Annotated in this window: 12 protein-coding genes; 7 read left to right on the top strand and 5 right to left on the bottom strand. The window is 72.5% G+C overall.

Annotated features, from left to right (window positions below; genetic code table 11):
* Positions 1 to 329: 329 nt before the first annotated feature.
* Together cimA and ACZ6RC_RS30085 are read left to right on the top strand one after the other, a co-directional pair.
* Entirely contained in the window at positions 330 to 1,946 is a 1,617-nt protein-coding gene (gene cimA, locus ACZ6RC_RS30090) for a citramalate synthase (RefSeq protein ID WP_391138949.1), read from the top strand.
* 178 nt (positions 1,947 to 2,124) lie between these two features.
* Complete coding sequence (locus tag ACZ6RC_RS30085) at positions 2,125 to 3,477, top strand: hypothetical protein (protein ID WP_469589120.1); 1,353 nt, start codon at positions 2,125 to 2,127, stop codon at positions 3,475 to 3,477.
* A gap of 44 nt (positions 3,478 to 3,521) precedes the next feature.
* On the opposite strand, the gene dnaN is transcribed toward ACZ6RC_RS30085, so the two are convergent.
* Positions 3,522 to 4,628, bottom strand: a complete 1,107-nt coding sequence (gene dnaN, locus ACZ6RC_RS30080; RefSeq protein ID WP_469589115.1) for a DNA polymerase III subunit beta — start codon at positions 4,626 to 4,628, stop codon at positions 3,522 to 3,524.
* A gap of 204 nt (positions 4,629 to 4,832) precedes the next feature.
* Complete coding sequence (locus ACZ6RC_RS30075) at positions 4,833 to 5,453, bottom strand: YceI family protein (protein ID WP_391138943.1); 621 nt, start codon at positions 5,451 to 5,453, stop codon at positions 4,833 to 4,835.
* A gap of 251 nt (positions 5,454 to 5,704) precedes the next feature.
* Here ACZ6RC_RS30075 and ACZ6RC_RS30070 point away from each other — a divergent pair, with 251 nt between their 5' ends.
* The 5 genes from ACZ6RC_RS30070 (at position 5,705) to ACZ6RC_RS30050 (ending at position 14,671) form a co-directional block, all read left to right on the top strand.
* Positions 5,705 to 6,214, top strand: a complete 510-nt coding sequence (locus ACZ6RC_RS30070; protein WP_391138941.1) for a hypothetical protein — start codon at positions 5,705 to 5,707, stop codon at positions 6,212 to 6,214.
* A gap of 120 nt (positions 6,215 to 6,334) precedes the next feature.
* Entirely contained in the window at positions 6,335 to 10,237 is a 3,903-nt protein-coding gene (locus ACZ6RC_RS30065; RefSeq protein WP_469589110.1) for an endo-alpha-N-acetylgalactosaminidase family protein, read from the top strand.
* A gap of 124 nt (positions 10,238 to 10,361) precedes the next feature.
* A complete protein-coding gene (locus ACZ6RC_RS30060) occupies positions 10,362 to 12,734 on the top strand; it encodes a polysaccharide lyase 8 family protein (protein ID WP_469589105.1) in 2,373 nt (790 codons plus the stop codon).
* A 143-nt stretch (positions 12,735 to 12,877) separates the two neighbouring features.
* Complete coding sequence (locus ACZ6RC_RS30055) at positions 12,878 to 14,461, top strand: acyl-CoA carboxylase subunit beta (protein ID WP_469589102.1); 1,584 nt, start codon at positions 12,878 to 12,880, stop codon at positions 14,459 to 14,461.
* A 12-nt stretch (positions 14,462 to 14,473) separates the two neighbouring features.
* On the top strand, positions 14,474 to 14,671 hold the full coding sequence (locus tag ACZ6RC_RS30050) for an acyl-CoA carboxylase subunit epsilon (protein WP_391138933.1): 198 nt from the start codon (positions 14,474 to 14,476) through the stop codon (positions 14,669 to 14,671).
* A 164-nt stretch (positions 14,672 to 14,835) separates the two neighbouring features.
* Here the strand turns inward: ACZ6RC_RS30050 and ACZ6RC_RS30045 are convergent, their stop codons facing one another.
* The 3 genes from ACZ6RC_RS30045 to ACZ6RC_RS30035 all read right to left on the bottom strand — a co-directional run bounded on the left by ACZ6RC_RS30045 (position 14,836) and on the right by ACZ6RC_RS30035 (position 16,465).
* Positions 14,836 to 15,417 (bottom strand): GTP-binding protein, encoded by a 582-nt coding sequence (locus ACZ6RC_RS30045; RefSeq protein WP_050791473.1) that lies wholly within the window; start codon positions 15,415 to 15,417, stop codon positions 14,836 to 14,838.
* Positions 15,398 to 15,958 carry a DUF742 domain-containing protein gene (locus ACZ6RC_RS30040; protein ID WP_391138930.1) on the bottom strand — a complete coding sequence of 187 codons (561 nt, stop codon included), beginning with the start codon at positions 15,956 to 15,958 and terminating at the stop codon, positions 15,398 to 15,400. The genes ACZ6RC_RS30045 and ACZ6RC_RS30040 overlap by 20 nt, the downstream gene beginning before the upstream one ends.
* A 93-nt stretch (positions 15,959 to 16,051) precedes the next feature.
* A complete protein-coding gene (locus tag ACZ6RC_RS30035; RefSeq protein WP_147980024.1) occupies positions 16,052 to 16,465 on the bottom strand; it encodes a roadblock/LC7 domain-containing protein in 414 nt (137 codons plus the stop codon).
* Between the last annotated feature and the right edge of the window lies 1 nt (position 16,466).

The following is a 16,466-nucleotide window of genomic DNA, read 5'->3' as shown; positions in this document are numbered from 1 at the left end:
CCTCGGCGGCCGTGACGCGGCGGGCCGTCGCTCGTTCCGTATCGTGAGATCCGTGTCCCGCGAGCGGCCTGCCTGTGGGAGACTGCGGGCGTGCTTGCTACCACGATGATTATCGGCAGCAGCGCGCCGGTCCGCAGTGACCGCTGAACCGTGGCTCGATCCCCGCGGCAGTGGACACCGTGCCCCAGACCCGCGCGCAGACCTCTCGCACCCGCGAGGGGTTTTTTCGTTTTCCGGCCCCACCACCGCCGGACGGCGACCGCGCGCGAAAATGGGGGCAAGTGGATCCAGACCTTCCGGAGCCACATCCGACAGGAGCCATCAGAGTCATGACCACGGAGACCGACGCGAGCCCGCGTCCCGACGACAGCTTCCACGTCTTCGACACCACGCTGCGCGACGGGGCGCAGCGGGAGGGCATCAACCTCACCGTCGCGGACAAGCTGACCATCGCGCGGCACCTCGACGCGTTCGGCGTGGGTTTCATCGAGGGCGGCTGGCCCGGCGCCAACCCGCGGGACACCGAGTTCTTCGCCCGCGCCCGGGAGGAGATCGACTTCCGGCACGCCCAGCTCGTCGCCTTCGGCGCGACCCGCAGGGCCGGCGGCCGCGCCGCCGAGGACCCCCAGGTCAAGGCGCTCCTCGACTCCGGCGCTCCGGTGATCACGCTGGTCGCCAAGTCGCACGACCGGCACGTCGAGCTCGCCCTGCGCACCACCCTGGACGAGAACGTGGAGATGGTCCGCGATACCGTCTCCCACCTGGTCTCCCAGGGCCGCCGCGTCTTCGTCGACTGCGAGCACTTCTTCGACGGCTACAAGGCGAACCCCGCCTACGCCAAGGCCGTCGTCCGCGCCGCCTCCGAAGCCGGCGCCGACGTCGTGATCCTCTGCGACACCAACGGCGGCATGCTCCCCGCCCAGGTCCAGGCCGTCGTCGCCACCGTCCTCGCCGACACCGGCGCCCGCCTCGGCATCCACGCCCAGGACGACACCGGCTGCGCCGTCGCCAACACCCTCGCCGCCGTCGACGCGGGCGCCACCCACGTCCAGTGCACCGCCAACGGCTACGGCGAGCGGGTCGGCAACGCCAACCTCTTCCCGGTCGTCGCCGCACTGGAGCTGAAGTACGGCAAGCGGGTGCTGCCCGAGGGCGCGCTGGCCGAGATGACCCGTATCTCGCACGCCATCGCCGAGGTCGTGAACCTCACCCCCTCCACCCACCAGCCCTACGTCGGCGTCTCCGCCTTCGCGCACAAGGCGGGCCTGCACGCCTCCGCGATCAAGGTCGACCCCGACCTCTACCAGCACATCGACCCCGAGCTGGTCGGCAACACCATGCGGATGCTCGTCTCCGACATGGCCGGGCGGGCCTCCATCGAGCTCAAGGGCAAGGAGCTCGGCGTCGACCTCGGTGACGACCGAGCGCTGGTGGCCCGGGTCGTCGAGCGGGTCAAGGAGCGCGAACTCCAGGGCTACACCTACGAGGCCGCCGACGCCTCCTTCGAGCTGCTGCTCCGCGAGGAGGCGGAGGGCCGCCCGCGCCGCTACTTCCGTACGGAGTCCTGGCGCGCGATCGTCGAGGACCGGCCCGACGGCATCCACGCCAACGAGGCGACCGTGAAGCTCTGGGCCAAGGGCGAACGGATCGTCGCCACCGCCGAGGGCAACGGCCCCGTCAACGCCCTGGACCGCGCCATGCGGGTCGCCCTGGAGCGGATCTACCCCCAGCTCGCCAAGTTCGAGCTGGTGGATTACAAGGTCCGCATCCTGGAGGGCCGTCACGGCACGGAGTCCACGACCCGCGTCCTCATCACCACCGGCGACGGCAACGGCGAGTGGTCGACGGTCGGCGTCGGCGAGAACGTGATCGCCGCCTCCTGGCAGGCCCTGGAGGACGCCTTCACCTACGGACTGCTGCGGGTGGGCATCGACCCCGCCGAGTAGGGGCGCGAAGGAACGCGACGGCTCCGCCGAGCGCGACGCCTTGTACCTCCCCGTGCGCCCCCGCCGGGGCGCACGGGGAGGACGTTCAGCGGGACGCGTACGAGGCAGGCGGAGGAGGCTCGCGAGATAGTTCGGCCCGTATGGCCTGGTTTTCATCCTTTCGGGTAAGTTTCAAAGCATGAGGACTCGGCCGTTCCACCTTCTGTCGGCCCTCGCGGGGCTGGCACTCCTGCTGCTCCTCGCCCTGGCCCCCTCCGCGGGCGCCAAGGCGACGGGGATATCCGATGCGGCCGCGGCCCTGAAGCAGGGCCCGGTCTACGTCGATCCGGGCGCCGCCGGCCAGCTCTCGACGGCCGAGGCGGCCGCCCTCACCCAGAAGATCGAGGACGCGGACAAGCCCCTCTTCGTGGCAGTCCTGCCCGCGAACGCCGAATTCCCGCCGGACGACCTGCTGCGGAACCTGCGGACCGAGACCGGGGTGACCGGGCTCTACGCGGTGCGGCTCGGTACCGGCTTCGACGCCGGCGCGGACTCCTCCGTGATGTCCCAGGACGCGGTGCGCAACCTCGTGACGGCCGTGCGCCAACCGGGCGTCGACGCGGCGACGGAGCTGAACAACTTCGTCGATCAGGCCCTGCCGACGGTACGCGGCTCCGCCCCCGCCTCCTGGGGGTCCGTGGGCGCGGACGACGGCGGCGTGCCCGTCGCCGGCCTGATCACCCTCGGCGCGGTCACCGCCGCCGGCGGCGCCGGTGCCTACGCGGTGGTCCGCCGCAACCGGCTCCGCAAGGAGGCGGCCGAGGGCGAGGCCCTCGAACGGCTCCGGGTCGTCGTCGACGAGGACATCACCGCCTTCGGCGAGGAGCTGGAACGCCTCGACTTCCATCCGGCCGAACCGGGCGCCGACGACACCATGCGCGGCGACTACGAACGCGCCCTGGACTCCTACGACCAGGCCAAGTCCCTGATGGGCTCCGCCACGCGCCCGCACGACGTCCGGGCGGTGACCCAGGCCCTGGAGGACGGCCGGTTCTCCCTCGCCGTCCTGGGCGCCCGCCGCGAGAAGCGGCCGTTGCCGGAGCGCCGGCCGCCCTGCTTCTTCGACCCGCGCCACGGCCCCTCCACCACGGACCGCAGCTGGGTTCCGGCCGGGGGCGCGGCCCGCGAGGTCCCGGTCTGCGCCGCCGACGCCGCCCGCCTCGACGACGGCCAGGACCCCCAGGCCCGTACCGTCGAGACCGACGGCGGCCGCCGCCCGTACTGGGAGGCGGGACCGGCGTACGGCCCCTGGGCGGGCGGCTATTTCGGCGGCGGCATGCTCCCCGGCCTGCTGGTGGGCACCATGCTCGGCTCGATGCTCGCGACCCCGGCCTACGCGGCGGAGTACGGCGGCGGCGAGTTCCAGGGCGGCGACTTCTCCGGGGCCGACTTCGACTCCGGCGACTTCGGGTCGGGTGACGCCGGCGGAGGCGGATTCGGCGGCGGCGACTTCGGCGGAGGCGGCGGGTTCGACGGCGGAGGCGGCTTCTGACCACCGGCCCCCCCGGGCCGAGGTCCGGTGGGCGGGCGGAGGGCCTACGCCGGCAGCTTCACCGACATCAGCAGGTGCTGGTGGACGCCGTCGGCCCGGTCGGTGAGCAGGGCGCGCTGCCCCGGCCCCAGGAGGTGGAAGCGGACGGTGCCGGTGTCGAACGAGCCGAGCGCGTCCAGGAGGTACGCCGGATTGAACGCGACCGTCGTGGACACTGCCCCGTCGAGGCGGGCCGGGAGCCGCTGGGAGGCCACGTCGTCCTCGTACCCGGCGTGGAGCCGGACGGCGTCCTCGCCGAAGGACAGCTGGACCGGGCTGTCGCCCTCCGCGACGACGGCGACCCGCTTCACGGCCTCGACCAGCGGGGCCCGGTCCGTCTCGGCGACGGCGTGCTCGCCCAGCGTGAAGAGCTTGTCGTGGCGGGGGAGCCGGCCGTCGAGCAGGCGGGTGGTGGCGCGGACGCCGTCGCCCTCGAAGCCGATCGAGCCGCCGTCGAGCGCCAGCCGGACCAGGCCGGCTCCGGCGAGGGAGCGGGCGATCTCCGTCAGCCGGCGGGCGGGCACCACGACATCGGTGTCCCCCACCGGACCGGTGCCGCCCTCCGGTTTCCACTCCAGGGTGCGGACCGCGTAGCGGTAGCGGTCGGTCGCGGCCAGCGTCATCTCCGTACCGTCCAGGGCGAGGCGTATGCCCGTCAGGACCGGCAGCGCGTCGTCCCGGCCGGCGGCCACCGCCACCTGCCCGACGGCGGCCGCGAAGGCGTCCGCGTCCACCGCGCCGCGCAGGGCGGGCAGACCTGGCGGGGCCGGATAGTCCTCCAACGGCAGGAGGGAGAGCCCGAAGCGGGCCTCCCCGCCGGTCACCGACAGGCGCGAACCCTCGACCGCGCATTCCACCGGCCCCTTCGGCAGCACCTTGGAGATGTCGAGGAGCCGCCGCCCCAGGACGAGCGCCCGGCCGTCGACGGCCGTGTCCGCCTCGACCTCGATCCGTGCCGACGCCTCGTGGTCGAGTCCGGAGACGCGCAGCCGGCCGTCCGCCGCCTCCAGGAGCAGACCGCCGAGCACCGGGACGGGGGAGCGGGCGGGCAGGACGCGGGCGGCCCAGGCGACGGCGTCGGTCAACGCGCTGCTGTCGATGCGGAATTCCATGCCCGCGACGCTAGCGGCCCCCACTGACAACGACGTTGACCAGCGGTTTCCGGTTCCCGGCGCCCGTCGGTGAGATCGGCCCGCAGCCCGCAGCCCGCAGCCCGCAGCCCGCAGCCCGCGGCCCCGTCCCGGAACGGCCGAGCGCCCGCCCTCCGCTGTCGCGGAGAGGCGGGCGCGCTCGTATCGCCGGGGAATCGCGATCCGTCAGGCGGCGGTCTTGATCGCGGAGATGTCGAAGGTCAGCTTCACCTTGTCGCTGACCATGACGCCACCCGTCTCCAGGGCCGCGTTCCAGGTCAGGCCCCACGCGGAGCGCAGGATCTCGGCCGAGCCCTCGAAGCCGACGCGCTCGTTGCCGTAGACGTCGGTGGCCGCGCCGTTGAACTCCAGGTCGATGGCGAGCGGGCGGGTCACGTCCTTGATGGTGAGGTCGCCCGTGATCCGGTACAGGTCGCCGCCCAGTTGCTCGGCCCCGGTCGAGCGGAAGGTCATCAGCGGGAAGGTCTCGGCGTCGAAGAAGTCCGCGCTGCGCAGGTGGCCGTCGCGGTCGGCGATGCCCGTGTCGATCGAGGCGATGGTGACGTCGATCGAGGCGGAGGAGGCGCTCGGGTCGGTGCCGTCGAGGCTCAGCGTGCCCTGGTGCTCGGCGAAGGAGCCGCGGACGTTGGTGACCATGGCGTGGCGGACCGTGAAGCCGATGCTGCTGTGCGCCGGGTCGATGGTGTAGTCGCCGGTCAGCGCGGCCAGGGCCGGGTCGACGGGGCGGGTGGCGACGGCGGTGGCGGTGCCGGTGGCGGTGTCGTTCTTGCGGCCGAAGATGCCCATGACGTGCTCCTTGGGGGACGAGGCGGGGGAGCGCCTGCGGAAACGAACTTGTTGAAGCTTCAACGAGAACGACCGTAGCGCTATTCCGTTCAAGTTTCAACATCTCCCGTGAATGTTCACCTCGACGGCCCTCAGGCCCTCTGGCGGACGCGCGTAGAACTACGGCACCATCTCCTTGCTCGATCGGAACTCTCCGCTCCACCTGCACCGCCGTCCCATCCGTCACGGTCATCAGCAGGAGGCACCCCCCGATGAAGCTCCGCTCCGTCCTCACCGCCCTCGCCCTCGTCCTCGGCGCGCTCTTCGCGCCCGGCGTCGGCGTCCTCTCCGGCGCCACCGACGCCCAGGCGGCCACCAAGATCAGCCACGCCACCGCGACCTCGAAGTTCCGCGCCTCGGGGATCACCTGGTCCTCGTCGGGCGGCTGCTCCGACCGCAACAACCCCACCTGCACCTCCTTCGAGCAGCTCAACCTCGCCACCGCCCAGGGGGCCCAGACGCTCAAGAGCGCCAGCGGCTGCGCCCTCAACATCACGGGCGGCACCGAGACCGGCCACGCCGGCGGCACGTACTCGCACTGGAACGGCTACAAGCTCGACTTCGCCAAGTACGCCTGTGTCGGGACCTACATCAAGAACACGTTCACCTACATCGGTGTACGCGGTGACGGCGCCCCGCAGTGGAAGTCCGGCGCCGGCAACATCTACGCCGACGAGGGCAACCACTGGGACGTGACGTTCTACAACTGCGGCGGCTGCTGACCCCCATCAGGCCCCCTTCGGTGGTCACTTGGACTAACCGAAGGGGGTTCTTGGACTGGCGGGCCCGCCGGGCCGCGATCTCGTTGACGGTGCGCCGGGGGCCGAGGACAACTGGTGCGCATGTCCCTCCCCACGCCCCGAAGGATCCGTACGGCCTGCGCGCTCGCCGCCGCCTCGGCCGCCGTGTTCGCCCTCTCTGGGCCCGCCCTCGCCCAGGCCCCCCAGGCGCAGGCCCCGCGGGAACCGGCCCCGCAGGCGCAGGCCCTGCAGGAACCGGCCCCGCAGGCGCAGGCCCCCCGCCGGGACGCCGCCGCCCTCATCGGCTCCGACCGGCTCACCGTCGCCGTCGCCGAGGACTTCCCGCGCGTCCTCTCGTACACCGACCGGGCGACCGGAGCCCGCCTCCTCGGCAGTACGGCCCCGGTGACCGAGGTCGTCCTCAACGGCACGGCGTACGCGGTCCGCGCCCAGGGCGCCCCCGTCCTCACCTCCTCCACCGCCGCGTACACCCTGGCCTTCCCCGCCCTCCCCGGCGTCCGGATCGACGCCACCCTGGGCGTCAGCGGCCGCACCACCACCTTCCAGGTCACCGCCGTCCACGACACCGAGGCGTTCCGGGTCGGCACCCTCGACATACCGGGCCACGACCTGGTCTCCGTCGGCGCCGCGGACGGCGGCGCCGCGACCGCCTTCACCCGGCTCGACCCCGACTCCACCCGTACCGCCGACGTCTTCGCCGGGATCACCGACGCGACCCCCGCCGAGTCCGCCGCCACCGGGGCGAGCTACGCACTGGTCAGCACCGGCTCCCTCGCCGCCGCCGTCGAGTCCAACTCCTCCTACGACAAGCCCGCGGGACCGAGCGCCCGCGACGGAGCCCGCTTCTGGCACCAGGCGCGGAAGAACGGCGCCGAGACCCGCGTCGGCGTCTGGTCCGGCCAGTGGACCTACCGGGGCGAGGGTGCCCCCGCCCCGGAGCGCGGCGGAAACCTCCCCTGGGCCAAGGTCGTCGTCACCCCCGACGCCAACGCCGACGGACGCACCGACTGGCAGGACGCGGCCGTGGCCTTCCCCGCCATCGGGATCAAGGCGCCGGGCAGCGAGGCGACCCCGGACCGGGTGATCGCCCACATCCCCTTCAACTTCGCGTCCCACGCCACCCACCCGTTCCTGCGCACCCTCGACGACGTCAAGCGGATCTCCCTCGCCACCGACGGACTCGGCCAGTTCGCCCTGCTCAAGGGGTACGGCTCCGAGGGCCACGACTCGGCCCACCCCGACTACGGCGGCAACTACAACAAGCGGGCCGGCGGCCTCGCCGACCTCAACACCCTCCTCAAGGAGGGCCGGAAGTGGGGCGCGGGCTTCGGCGTCCACGTCAACGCCACCGAGTCGTACCCCGAGGCGAAGAACTTCAGCGAGACACTCGTCGACACGAGCAAGCCCGGCTGGAACTGGCTCAACCAGAGCTACTCCATCGACCAGCGCCGGGACGTCAACAGCGGCGATCTCGCCCGCCGCTTCCAGCAGCTCCGCGACGAGACCGACCCGAACCTGTCGATGCTCTACATCGACGTCTACTACACCCACGGCTGGATCGCCGACAAGACGCTGCAGGCCGTGCAGGCGCAGGGATGGAACGTCGCCACCGAGTGGTCCGAGAAGTTCGAGCGCGCCTCGCTCTGGTCCCACTGGGCCAACGACCTGGACTACGGCGGCGCCACCAACAAGGGCCTCAACTCGCAGATCGTCCGTTTCATCCGCAACGGTGAGAAGGACGTCTGGAACGACCACCCGGTCCTCGGCCGGACCGCCCTGGAGGACTTCGAGGGCTGGACCGGCGAGACCGACTGGAACCGCTTCCAGGCCAACATCTGGCAGAAGAACCTGCCCGCCAAGTACCTCCAGCGGCAGCGCATCACCCGCTGGAACGGCAACGACCTGACCTTCACCGGCGGCGTCCGCGGCACCGTCGAGAACGGGAAGCGCACGTTCCACGAGGGCGGCCGCACGGTCCTCGACGGCGAGAACTACCTGCTGCCCTGGGACGGCGGAAAGAAGCTGTACCACTACAACAAGACTGGCGGGACGACGAGTTGGGCGGTGCCCGGCTCCCGCTCGTACAGCGTCTACAAGCTCACCGACAACGGTCGCGTCAAGACCGGCACCGTGCGGCCCACGGGCGGCCGGATCACCCTCGACGCCGCCGCCGGACAGCCCTACGTCCTCTACCCCGACCGCGCCCCCGAGCCGCGTGACCCGCGCTGGGGCGAGGGCACGCCCGTGAGGGACCCCGGCTTCAACGACAGCCGGCTCCGCGCCTGGACCACGGCCGGCACGGTCGCCCGGGACACCGACGCCCAGGGGCGCAACAGCGCCCGGCTGACCGGCTCCGCCACCGCCGCCGTACAGCAGCGGCTCACCGGCCTCACCCCCGGCGCGCGCTACACCGCCTCCGCCCTGATCGAGGTCGAGCCCGGCCGGACGCGTCCCACCACCCTCTCCGTCGGCGGCCGGTCCGTCACCGTGGCCCGCTCGCCGCTGGTGGACCGGGTCGCCGCCTCCGACTGGAACGGCACCCGCCTCCAGCGCGCCAAGGTCACCTTCACCGCCCCCGCGCGCGGCGCCGCCATGCTCGGGATCCACGCCGCGCCGGGCAGCCCGGCCGCCGTCCGGATCGACGACGTACGGGTCGTGCGCAACGACCCGACGACCAGGCCGGGCGCGACCGTGTACGAGGACTTCGAGGCCGTCGACCAGGGCTGGGGCCCCTTCCTCAAGGGCGACTCCGGCGGGACGACCGACCCGCGCACCCACATCGCCCAGCTCCACGCCCCCTACACCCAGGCCGGCTGGAACGGAAAGCTCGTCGACGACGTCCTCGGCGGCGCCGAGTCCCTCAAGTCCCACGACGAGAACAGCGGGCTCGTCTACCGCACCGCCCCCTGGACCGTCCCGATGCGGGACGGGCACCGCTACCGCGTGGAGTACGACCACCAGTCCAGCCACGCGGGCGCCTACGAGTGGGTCACCGGCTACGACCGCCCCGACGGCACCTCCGTGGAGACCCGCCGCACGCCCCTCGGACAGCAACGGACCACCGGGCGCTTCACCGAGACCGTCACCGCCGGTTGCGGCGGCACCTGGACCGGGCTGCGCAAACGCGCCGACGCCCCGGACGGCGCCGACTTCGTCCTCGACTCCTTCACCGTGACCGACCTCGGCCCGGCCGCCGAACCCGCCGCCTGCGGCACGCTCGCGCTCGCCGCGCCCGAGACCCTGGAACCCGGCCGTCCGAACCGGGTCACGGCCACCTTCGCCCACGACGAGGCCGCAGCGGTCTCCGGCGCCGTGGCCACGCTCGCCCTGCCCGCGGGCTGGACCGCCGAACCGGCGGCGCCGGTCACCCTCGACCCGGTCGCGCCGGGCGGGCAGACCACCGCCGCCTGGCAGGTGACGCCGCCCGCGGACGCGGCCCACCGGCCGTACCCGCTCGACGCCTCCCTCACGTACGCGATCGGGGGCCGGGAGCGGAGGCTCACCGCCGCCGCCACCGTCCGCACCCTGCCCCCGCCGCCCACCACCGACAACTGGGCGAGCGACCTAGAGTGGGCCTCGGCCACCAACGGCTGGGGGCCGGTCGAACGCGATCGCTCCAACGGCGGGACCGGCACCGGCGACGGCACCCCGCTGCGGATCGGGGGAGTGGCCTACGCCAAGGGGCTCGGCAGCCACGCAGCCGCCACGATCCGCTACTACCTGGGCGGCCGGTGCGCCTCCCTCACCGCCGAGGTCGGGGTGGACGACGCCCAGGCCACCCGGGGCAGCGTCCGGTTCGACGTCCTCGCCGACGGTGTACGGAAGGCGACGTCCCCGGTCCTCACGGCGACGGACGGGCCTTGGCGGCTGACCGCCGACCTCACCGGCGCCGCCTACGTCGACCTGGTCGTCGACGACGGCGGGGACGGCAACGGCAACGACCACGCCGACTGGGGGAACGCCCGCTTCCACTGCTCGGCCTGACCCCGGCGCACGTCGCCAGGTATCGGACAGCAAGCGCTTGCCCAATCTCTCCTCGCCCGACGTGTCCTACCCATTGATACGTATAGAAAGCGCGTGCTAGACCGGGGGCCGTCCGGTCCCACCCATGCCCCGGGAGGCTCCCGTGCCCGTCTGGTCCCGCCGTACGTTCCTCACGACGGCCACCACCGCCGCCGCGTCCGCCGCAGCCCTCGGAGCCGCCGCCTCGGCTCGCGCGGCGGAGGCGGAGTTCGAGACGCTGCGGCTGCGCTGGCTCGGCATCCAGCTCGGCGCCGGCTTCGACTCCGGCGCCGAGCCCTACGCCTCCCGCCTCGCCGGGACCGGCGCCCTCGCCCGCTCCTTCCGGGCCGCGATGGCCCCCACCGGCACCTCCCTGTGGCCCGGCGTCCCCTTCGACCCGCCCGCCGGGATCACTCAGAGCCACAGCCGCCTGTGGACCATGACCCAGGCCTACGTCCAGCCCGGCACCGGCCTCACCGGCGACCCCGGGCTCCTCGCCGACGTCCTGCGCGGCCTCGACCACCTCTCCGCCCGGGCGTACGCGGCGGGGGTCAGGCCGTACGGCAACTGGTGGGAGTGGCAGATCGGCAGCCCCCGCCTGCTCATGGACATCGCCGCCGCGCTCCACCCGCACCTGGGCGCCGAGCGGATCGCGGCCGCCTGCGCCGCCGTCGACCACTTCGTCCCCGACTCCGCCCTGCGGGACTACACCGGCACCTCCACCGGCGCCAACCGCGTCGACCTCTGCCGCTCCGTCGCCCTGCGCGGCATCCTGGGCGGCGACGCGGCCAAGGTCGCCCTCGCCCGCGACGCCCTCTCGCCCGTCTTCCCGTACGTGACCGAGGGCGACGGCCTCTACGCCGACGGATCGTTCGTCCAGCACACCTGGGTGGCCTACTCGGGCACCTACGGACAGGTCATGCTCGACGGCCTGGGCCGGCTCTTCACCCTGCTCGCCGGCTCCCGTTGGGAGGTGACCGACCCCCACCGTCAGATCATCCTCGACAGCGTCGAGAAGGCCTACGCGCCCCTCATCTACGACGGTCTGGCCATGGACAGCGTCAACGGCCGGGCGGTCAGCCGCGGTCTGCTCACGAGCGACGAGCGGCGGATCATGCGCTCCGACCACTTCCACGGCCAGGGCCTCATCGCCGCCATCGCCCTCCTCGCGGGCGGCGCGAGCCCGGCCGAACGCGACCGCTGGCACGCGCGCGTGAAGGGGTGGATCGAACGGGACACGGTCAGCCCGATCCTCACCGCTCCGCAGTACGGCGTCGCCGACCTCGCGCGCCTGCACGCCGTCGCCGCAGCGCCCGTGCCCGCCGCGCCCGAGCCGACCGGACACCGGCTGTTCACCGCCATGGACCGGGCCGTCCACCGCCGCCCCGGCTGGGCCGCCAACCTCTCCCTCTCCTCCGAGCGGATCTCCTCCTACGAATGCGGCAACGGCGAGCACCCGCGCGGCTGGCACACCGGCGCCGGGATGCTGTACTGGTGGACCACCGGCCAAGGCGGCCAGTACACCGACTGGTTCTGGCCCACCGTCGACCCTTACCGCCTCCCGGGCACCACCGTCTCCACCCGGCGGCTCGCCGACCGCGCCGGCGGCGAGTGGGGCGCGCACCGGCCCGCCGTCCAGTGGGTCGGGGGCACCACCGACGGCGAGTTCGCCGCGATCGGCCAGCATGTGAAGGGCCTCGGCTCCACGCTGGAGGCCCGCAAGTCCTGGTTCTGCGCGGCCGACACGATCATCTGCCTCGGCGCGGGCATCACCGCCTCCGACGGCGTCCCGGTCGAGACCGTGGTCGACAACCGCAACCTCGGCGAGGCGGGCGCCTCCCGCGCCGCGGGCCGCGGGGGAGGCCCCGCCCCGCTCACCACCGGCGCCGGCTGGGCCCACCTCGACGGCCACGGCGGCTGGGTCTTCCCCACGGGGACCGCCGACCTGCGCACGCTCCGCGAGGAGCGGACCGGCGCCTGGAGCGACATCAACACCACCAGCTCCACCGAACGCCGCACCCGCGTCTACCAGACCCTGTGGTTCGACCACGGCACCGACCCGGTCGCCGCCTCCTACGCGTACCTCCTGATGCCCGGCGCCACCCGCCGCACCCTGGCCGCCCGCGCCGCCGACCGCCGCTGGCTGCGCGTCCTCGACAACACCGCCGACCGTCAGGCCGTCTCCGTCCCGTCCCTCGGGCTCACCGCGGCCAACCTCTGGCGGGCCGGTACGGTGGGGCCCCTGACCGTCTCCGCCCCGGCGAGCGTGCTCGTCCGCCGACGGCGCTCCGTCCTCGACCTCCGGGTTGCCGAGCCGCCGCGCACCGGGCAACCGCTGGAGCTCGTCTGGGACCGCCCGGCCCGCCGGGTGATCTCCCACGACCCGTCCGTGGAGATCCTCGCCACCGGCCGCTCGCTGCGGCTCCGGATCAGCCCCGGCACCGCCGGCGCCACCCACCGCTGCAGCGTGCTTGTATAGGAATCCTACAAACGGAAGGGGTCTTCCGCTGTCGACTCGGGCCGAGGGCGGCATGGTTCTGTCCAGCTCCACCAGGAATCGACGCGGGAGACTGTACGGAGTCAACGGCGGGTTTTCCTTGGTCGACTTCGTAGGGTCGGTACATGACCGTTGTGGACCAGATCCCGAGCGAGCCGACTGACGCCCGTGGCCGTGTGGCCGAGCTGCACGCCCTGCGCGAGGAGGCCCGGCGCGGCCCCAGCGATCGGGCGACCGAGGCCCAGCACGCCAAGGGCAAGCTCACCGCTCGCGAGCGCATCGAGCTGCTGCTCGACCCGGGTTCCTTCAGCGAGGTCGAGCAGCTGCGCCGCCACCGCGCCAGCGGCTTCGGGCTGGAGGCCAGGAAGCCGTACACCGACGGCGTCATCACCGGCTGGGGCACGGTCGAGGGCCGCACGGTCTTCGTCTACGCGCACGACTTCCGGATCTTCGGCGGCGCGCTGGGCGAGGCCCACGCCACCAAGATCCACAAGATCATGGACATGGCCATCGCGGCCGGCGCCCCGCTCGTCTCGCTGAACGACGGCGCCGGCGCGCGCATCCAGGAGGGCGTCTCCGCCCTCGCCGGCTACGGCGGCATCTTCCAGCGCAACACCCGCGCCTCCGGGGTCATCCCGCAGATCAGCGTGATGCTCGGTCCCTGCGCGGGCGGCGCGGCCTACAGCCCGGCGCTCACCGACTTCGTCTTCATGGTCCGCGAGACCTCGCAGATGTTCATCACCGGCCCGGACGTCGTCAAGGCGGTCACCGGCGAGGAGATCACCCAGAACGGCCTCGGCGGCGCCGACGTCCACGCCGAGACCAGCGGCGTCGCGCACTTCGCGTACGACGACGAGGAGACCTGCATCGCCGAGGTGCGCTACCTCCTGTCGATGCTCCCGCAGAACAACCGCGAGAACCCGCCGACCGTGGGCTCCGAGGACCCGGCCGACCGCCGCTCGGACGTCCTGCTCGATCTGGTCCCCGCCGACGGCAACCGCCCGTACGACATGCACAAGGTGATCGAGGAGCTCGTCGACGACGGCGACTACCTGGAGATCCACGAGCGCTGGGCCCGCAACATCATCTGCGCGCTGGCCCGGCTCGACGGCCAGGTCGTCGGCATCGTCGCCAACCAGCCCCAGTCCCTGGCCGGTGTCCTGGACATCGAGGCGTCCGAGAAGGCCGCGCGATTCGTCCAGATGTGCGACGCTTTCAACATCCCCATCGTCACTCTTCTGGACGTACCCGGCTTCCTGCCCGGCGTGGATCAGGAGCACGGTGGAATCATCCGCCACGGCGCGAAGCTGCTGTACGCCTACTGCAACGCGACCGTGCCCCGGATCTCCCTGATCCTGCGGAAGGCGTACGGCGGTGCGTACATCGTCATGGACTCCCAGTCCATCGGTGCCGACCTGACGTACGCCTGGCCCACCAACGAAATCGCGGTGATGGGCGCGGAAGGCGCCGCCAACGTCATCTTCCGCAAGCAGATCGCCGAGGCCGAGGACTCCGAGGCCATGCGGGCCCGCATGGTCAAGGAGTACAAGGCGGAGCTCATGCATCCCTACTACGCGGCGGAGCGCGGCTTGGTCGACGACGTCATCGACCCCGCCGAGACGCGGGAGGTCCTCATCCGGTCCCTCGCCATGCTCCGCACCAAGCACGCCGACCTGCCGTCCCGCAAGCACGGCAACCCGCCGCAGTAAGAGGAGTCCTCCGTGACCACCCCCGCCAACCTTCTCCGCGTCGAGAAGGGCCACGCAGATCCCGAGGAGCTGGCCGCGATCACCGCGGTCCTGCTCGCCCGCGCGGCCGCCCAGCCGGCCGAGGCGACCGCCCACGGCCGCTCCACGGCCGGCTGGCGCCGCCTGGAGCGCCAGTCGGGCTTCCGTCCCTCCCACTCCTGGCAGGGCTGAGCCCCACGGCACCGAAGGCCCCCCGCTCCTCCTCGGAGCGGGGGGCCTTCGCCGTACCACCGCCGTACCACCGCCCGTGCCCCCACGCCCCCTCACGCGGGCACGGAAAAGCCCCGCCCACCGGTCCGGTGTGCGGGGCCTCTGCGTGCCGTGGTCCGGTGGGACTACCGGAGGCGGGCCATCAGTGCGTGCTCCACGAGCGTGATCAGCGCGCTCTTGGCGTCCGCGCGGTGACGGGCGTCGGTGGTGATGATCGGCGTGTCCGGGCCGATCTGGAGGGCCTCGCGGACCTCCTCCGGGTTGTACGGCTGGTGGCCGTCGAAGCCGTTCAGGGCGATGACGAACGGCAGGCCGCTGTTCTCGAAGTAGTCGACCGCCGGGAAGCAGTCGGCGAGGCGGCGGGTGTCCACGAGGACGACGGCGCCGATGGCGCCGCGGACCAGGTCGTCCCACATGAACCAGAAGCGGTCCTGGCCCGGCGTACCGAAGAGGTACAGGATCAGGTCCTGGTCCAGGGTGATACGGCCGAAGTCCATCGCGACAGTCGTCGTCGTCTTGTCGCCGGTGTGCGTGAGGTCGTCGATGCCCGCGGACGCAGACGTCATCACGGCCTCGGTACGCAGCGGGTTGATCTCCGAGACGGCGCCGACGAACGTGGTCTTGCCCACGCCGAAGCCACCCGCCACCACGATCTTCGCGCTGGTGGTTGAACGGGCCGCGCCGCCGCTAGAGCTTGCGAAGTCCACTGAGCACCCTTTCGAGCAGTGTCACGTCTGGCTGACCGCCGGCGGCCTCGTCGCCGCCGGGCTGGTGGATGGCGACAAGTCCGGCCTCTGCCAGGTCGGCGACGAGAATCCGGGCAACGCCGAGGGGGATCGAGAGAAGCGCCGAGATCTCGGCGACCGACTTGATCTCGAAGCAGAGCCGGCAGATCCGCTGGTGCTCGGGCAACTGCCCCTGCAGCCGGGACGGATCGGCCGTCGTACTGACCAGCGCCTCGATAGCGAGCTGGTAACGCGGCCGGGTCCGGCCGCCGGTCATCGCGTACGGACGCACGAGCGGGTTGTGGCCGCCCGATCCGCCCGAACCACCCGCGCCGCGCTGGGCACGCGGCGCGCTCGGCGGCGCGCTCACGGGCGAGGGCTGGGCCTGCGGCTGCTGATAGGGCTGCTGTGTGCCCTGTCTGCTCGGTGCGGAGGGAAAGTTGAACCGGTTCTGCGCGGTGTCACCGTGCGGCTGCTGCGCGTCAAAACCGTTGTAAGGGCGTCCGCCCGGGGGTGTTCCCACTTCTCCTCCTCCGACTGCCTCGCGGTCCATGTCCCTGTGGAGCCGCGCCACCGCACCTTACGGTGCGGTGGCGAGATACGCACTGTCTGTCTATTAGTTGAGCAGACTTCCCTGCAGCTCCGCCCGGAGGTCGGGCGTCAGCACGCTGCCCGCGCGGTCGACGAGCAGCGCCATCTCGTAGCCCACGAGGCCGATGTCGGCCTCCGGGTGCGACAGCACGGCCAGCGAAGAGCCGTCCGAGATCGACATGATGAAGAGGAAGCCGCGCTCCATCTCCACGACGGTCTGGTTGACCGCACCGCCTTCGAAGATCCGGGACGCGCCCGCGGTCAGCGAGGTCAGTCCGGAGGCGACGGCCGCAAGCTGGTCGGCTCGGTCCCGGGGGAAACCCTCGGACATCGCCAGCAGGAGACCGTCGGCGGAGACCACCACCGTGTGGGACACCCCGGGGGTGTTGTCCACGAAGTTGGTGATCAACCAGTTCAGATTCTGCGCCGCCTGGCTCATG

This window comes from Streptomyces sp. NPDC048353 (genome assembly GCF_055587165.1).
This window is presented reverse-complemented; position numbering and strand designations above follow the sequence as displayed.

Excerpts from the sequence above, each read along its gene's own strand:
- dnaN (WP_469589115.1), bottom strand. The coding sequence starts at position 4,628 with ATGGAATTCCGCATCGACAGCAGCGCGTTGACCGACGCCGTCGCCTGG.
- ACZ6RC_RS30075 (WP_391138943.1), bottom strand. The coding sequence starts at position 5,453 with ATGGGCATCTTCGGCCGCAAGAACGACACCGCCACCGGCACCGCCACC.
- ACZ6RC_RS30070 (WP_391138941.1), top strand. The coding sequence starts at position 5,705 with ATGAAGCTCCGCTCCGTCCTCACCGCCCTCGCCCTCGTCCTCGGCGCG.
- ACZ6RC_RS30065 (WP_469589110.1), top strand. The coding sequence starts at position 6,335 with ATGTCCCTCCCCACGCCCCGAAGGATCCGTACGGCCTGCGCGCTCGCC.
- ACZ6RC_RS30055 (WP_469589102.1), top strand. The coding sequence starts at position 12,878 with ATGACCGTTGTGGACCAGATCCCGAGCGAGCCGACTGACGCCCGTGGC.
- ACZ6RC_RS30085 (WP_469589120.1), top strand. The coding sequence starts at position 2,125 with ATGAGGACTCGGCCGTTCCACCTTCTGTCGGCCCTCGCGGGGCTGGCA.
- ACZ6RC_RS30035 (WP_147980024.1), bottom strand. The coding sequence starts at position 16,465 with ATGAGCCAGGCGGCGCAGAATCTGAACTGGTTGATCACCAACTTCGTG.
- cimA (WP_391138949.1), top strand. The coding sequence starts at position 330 with ATGACCACGGAGACCGACGCGAGCCCGCGTCCCGACGACAGCTTCCAC.
- ACZ6RC_RS30060 (WP_469589105.1), top strand. The coding sequence starts at position 10,362 with ATGCCCCGGGAGGCTCCCGTGCCCGTCTGGTCCCGCCGTACGTTCCTC.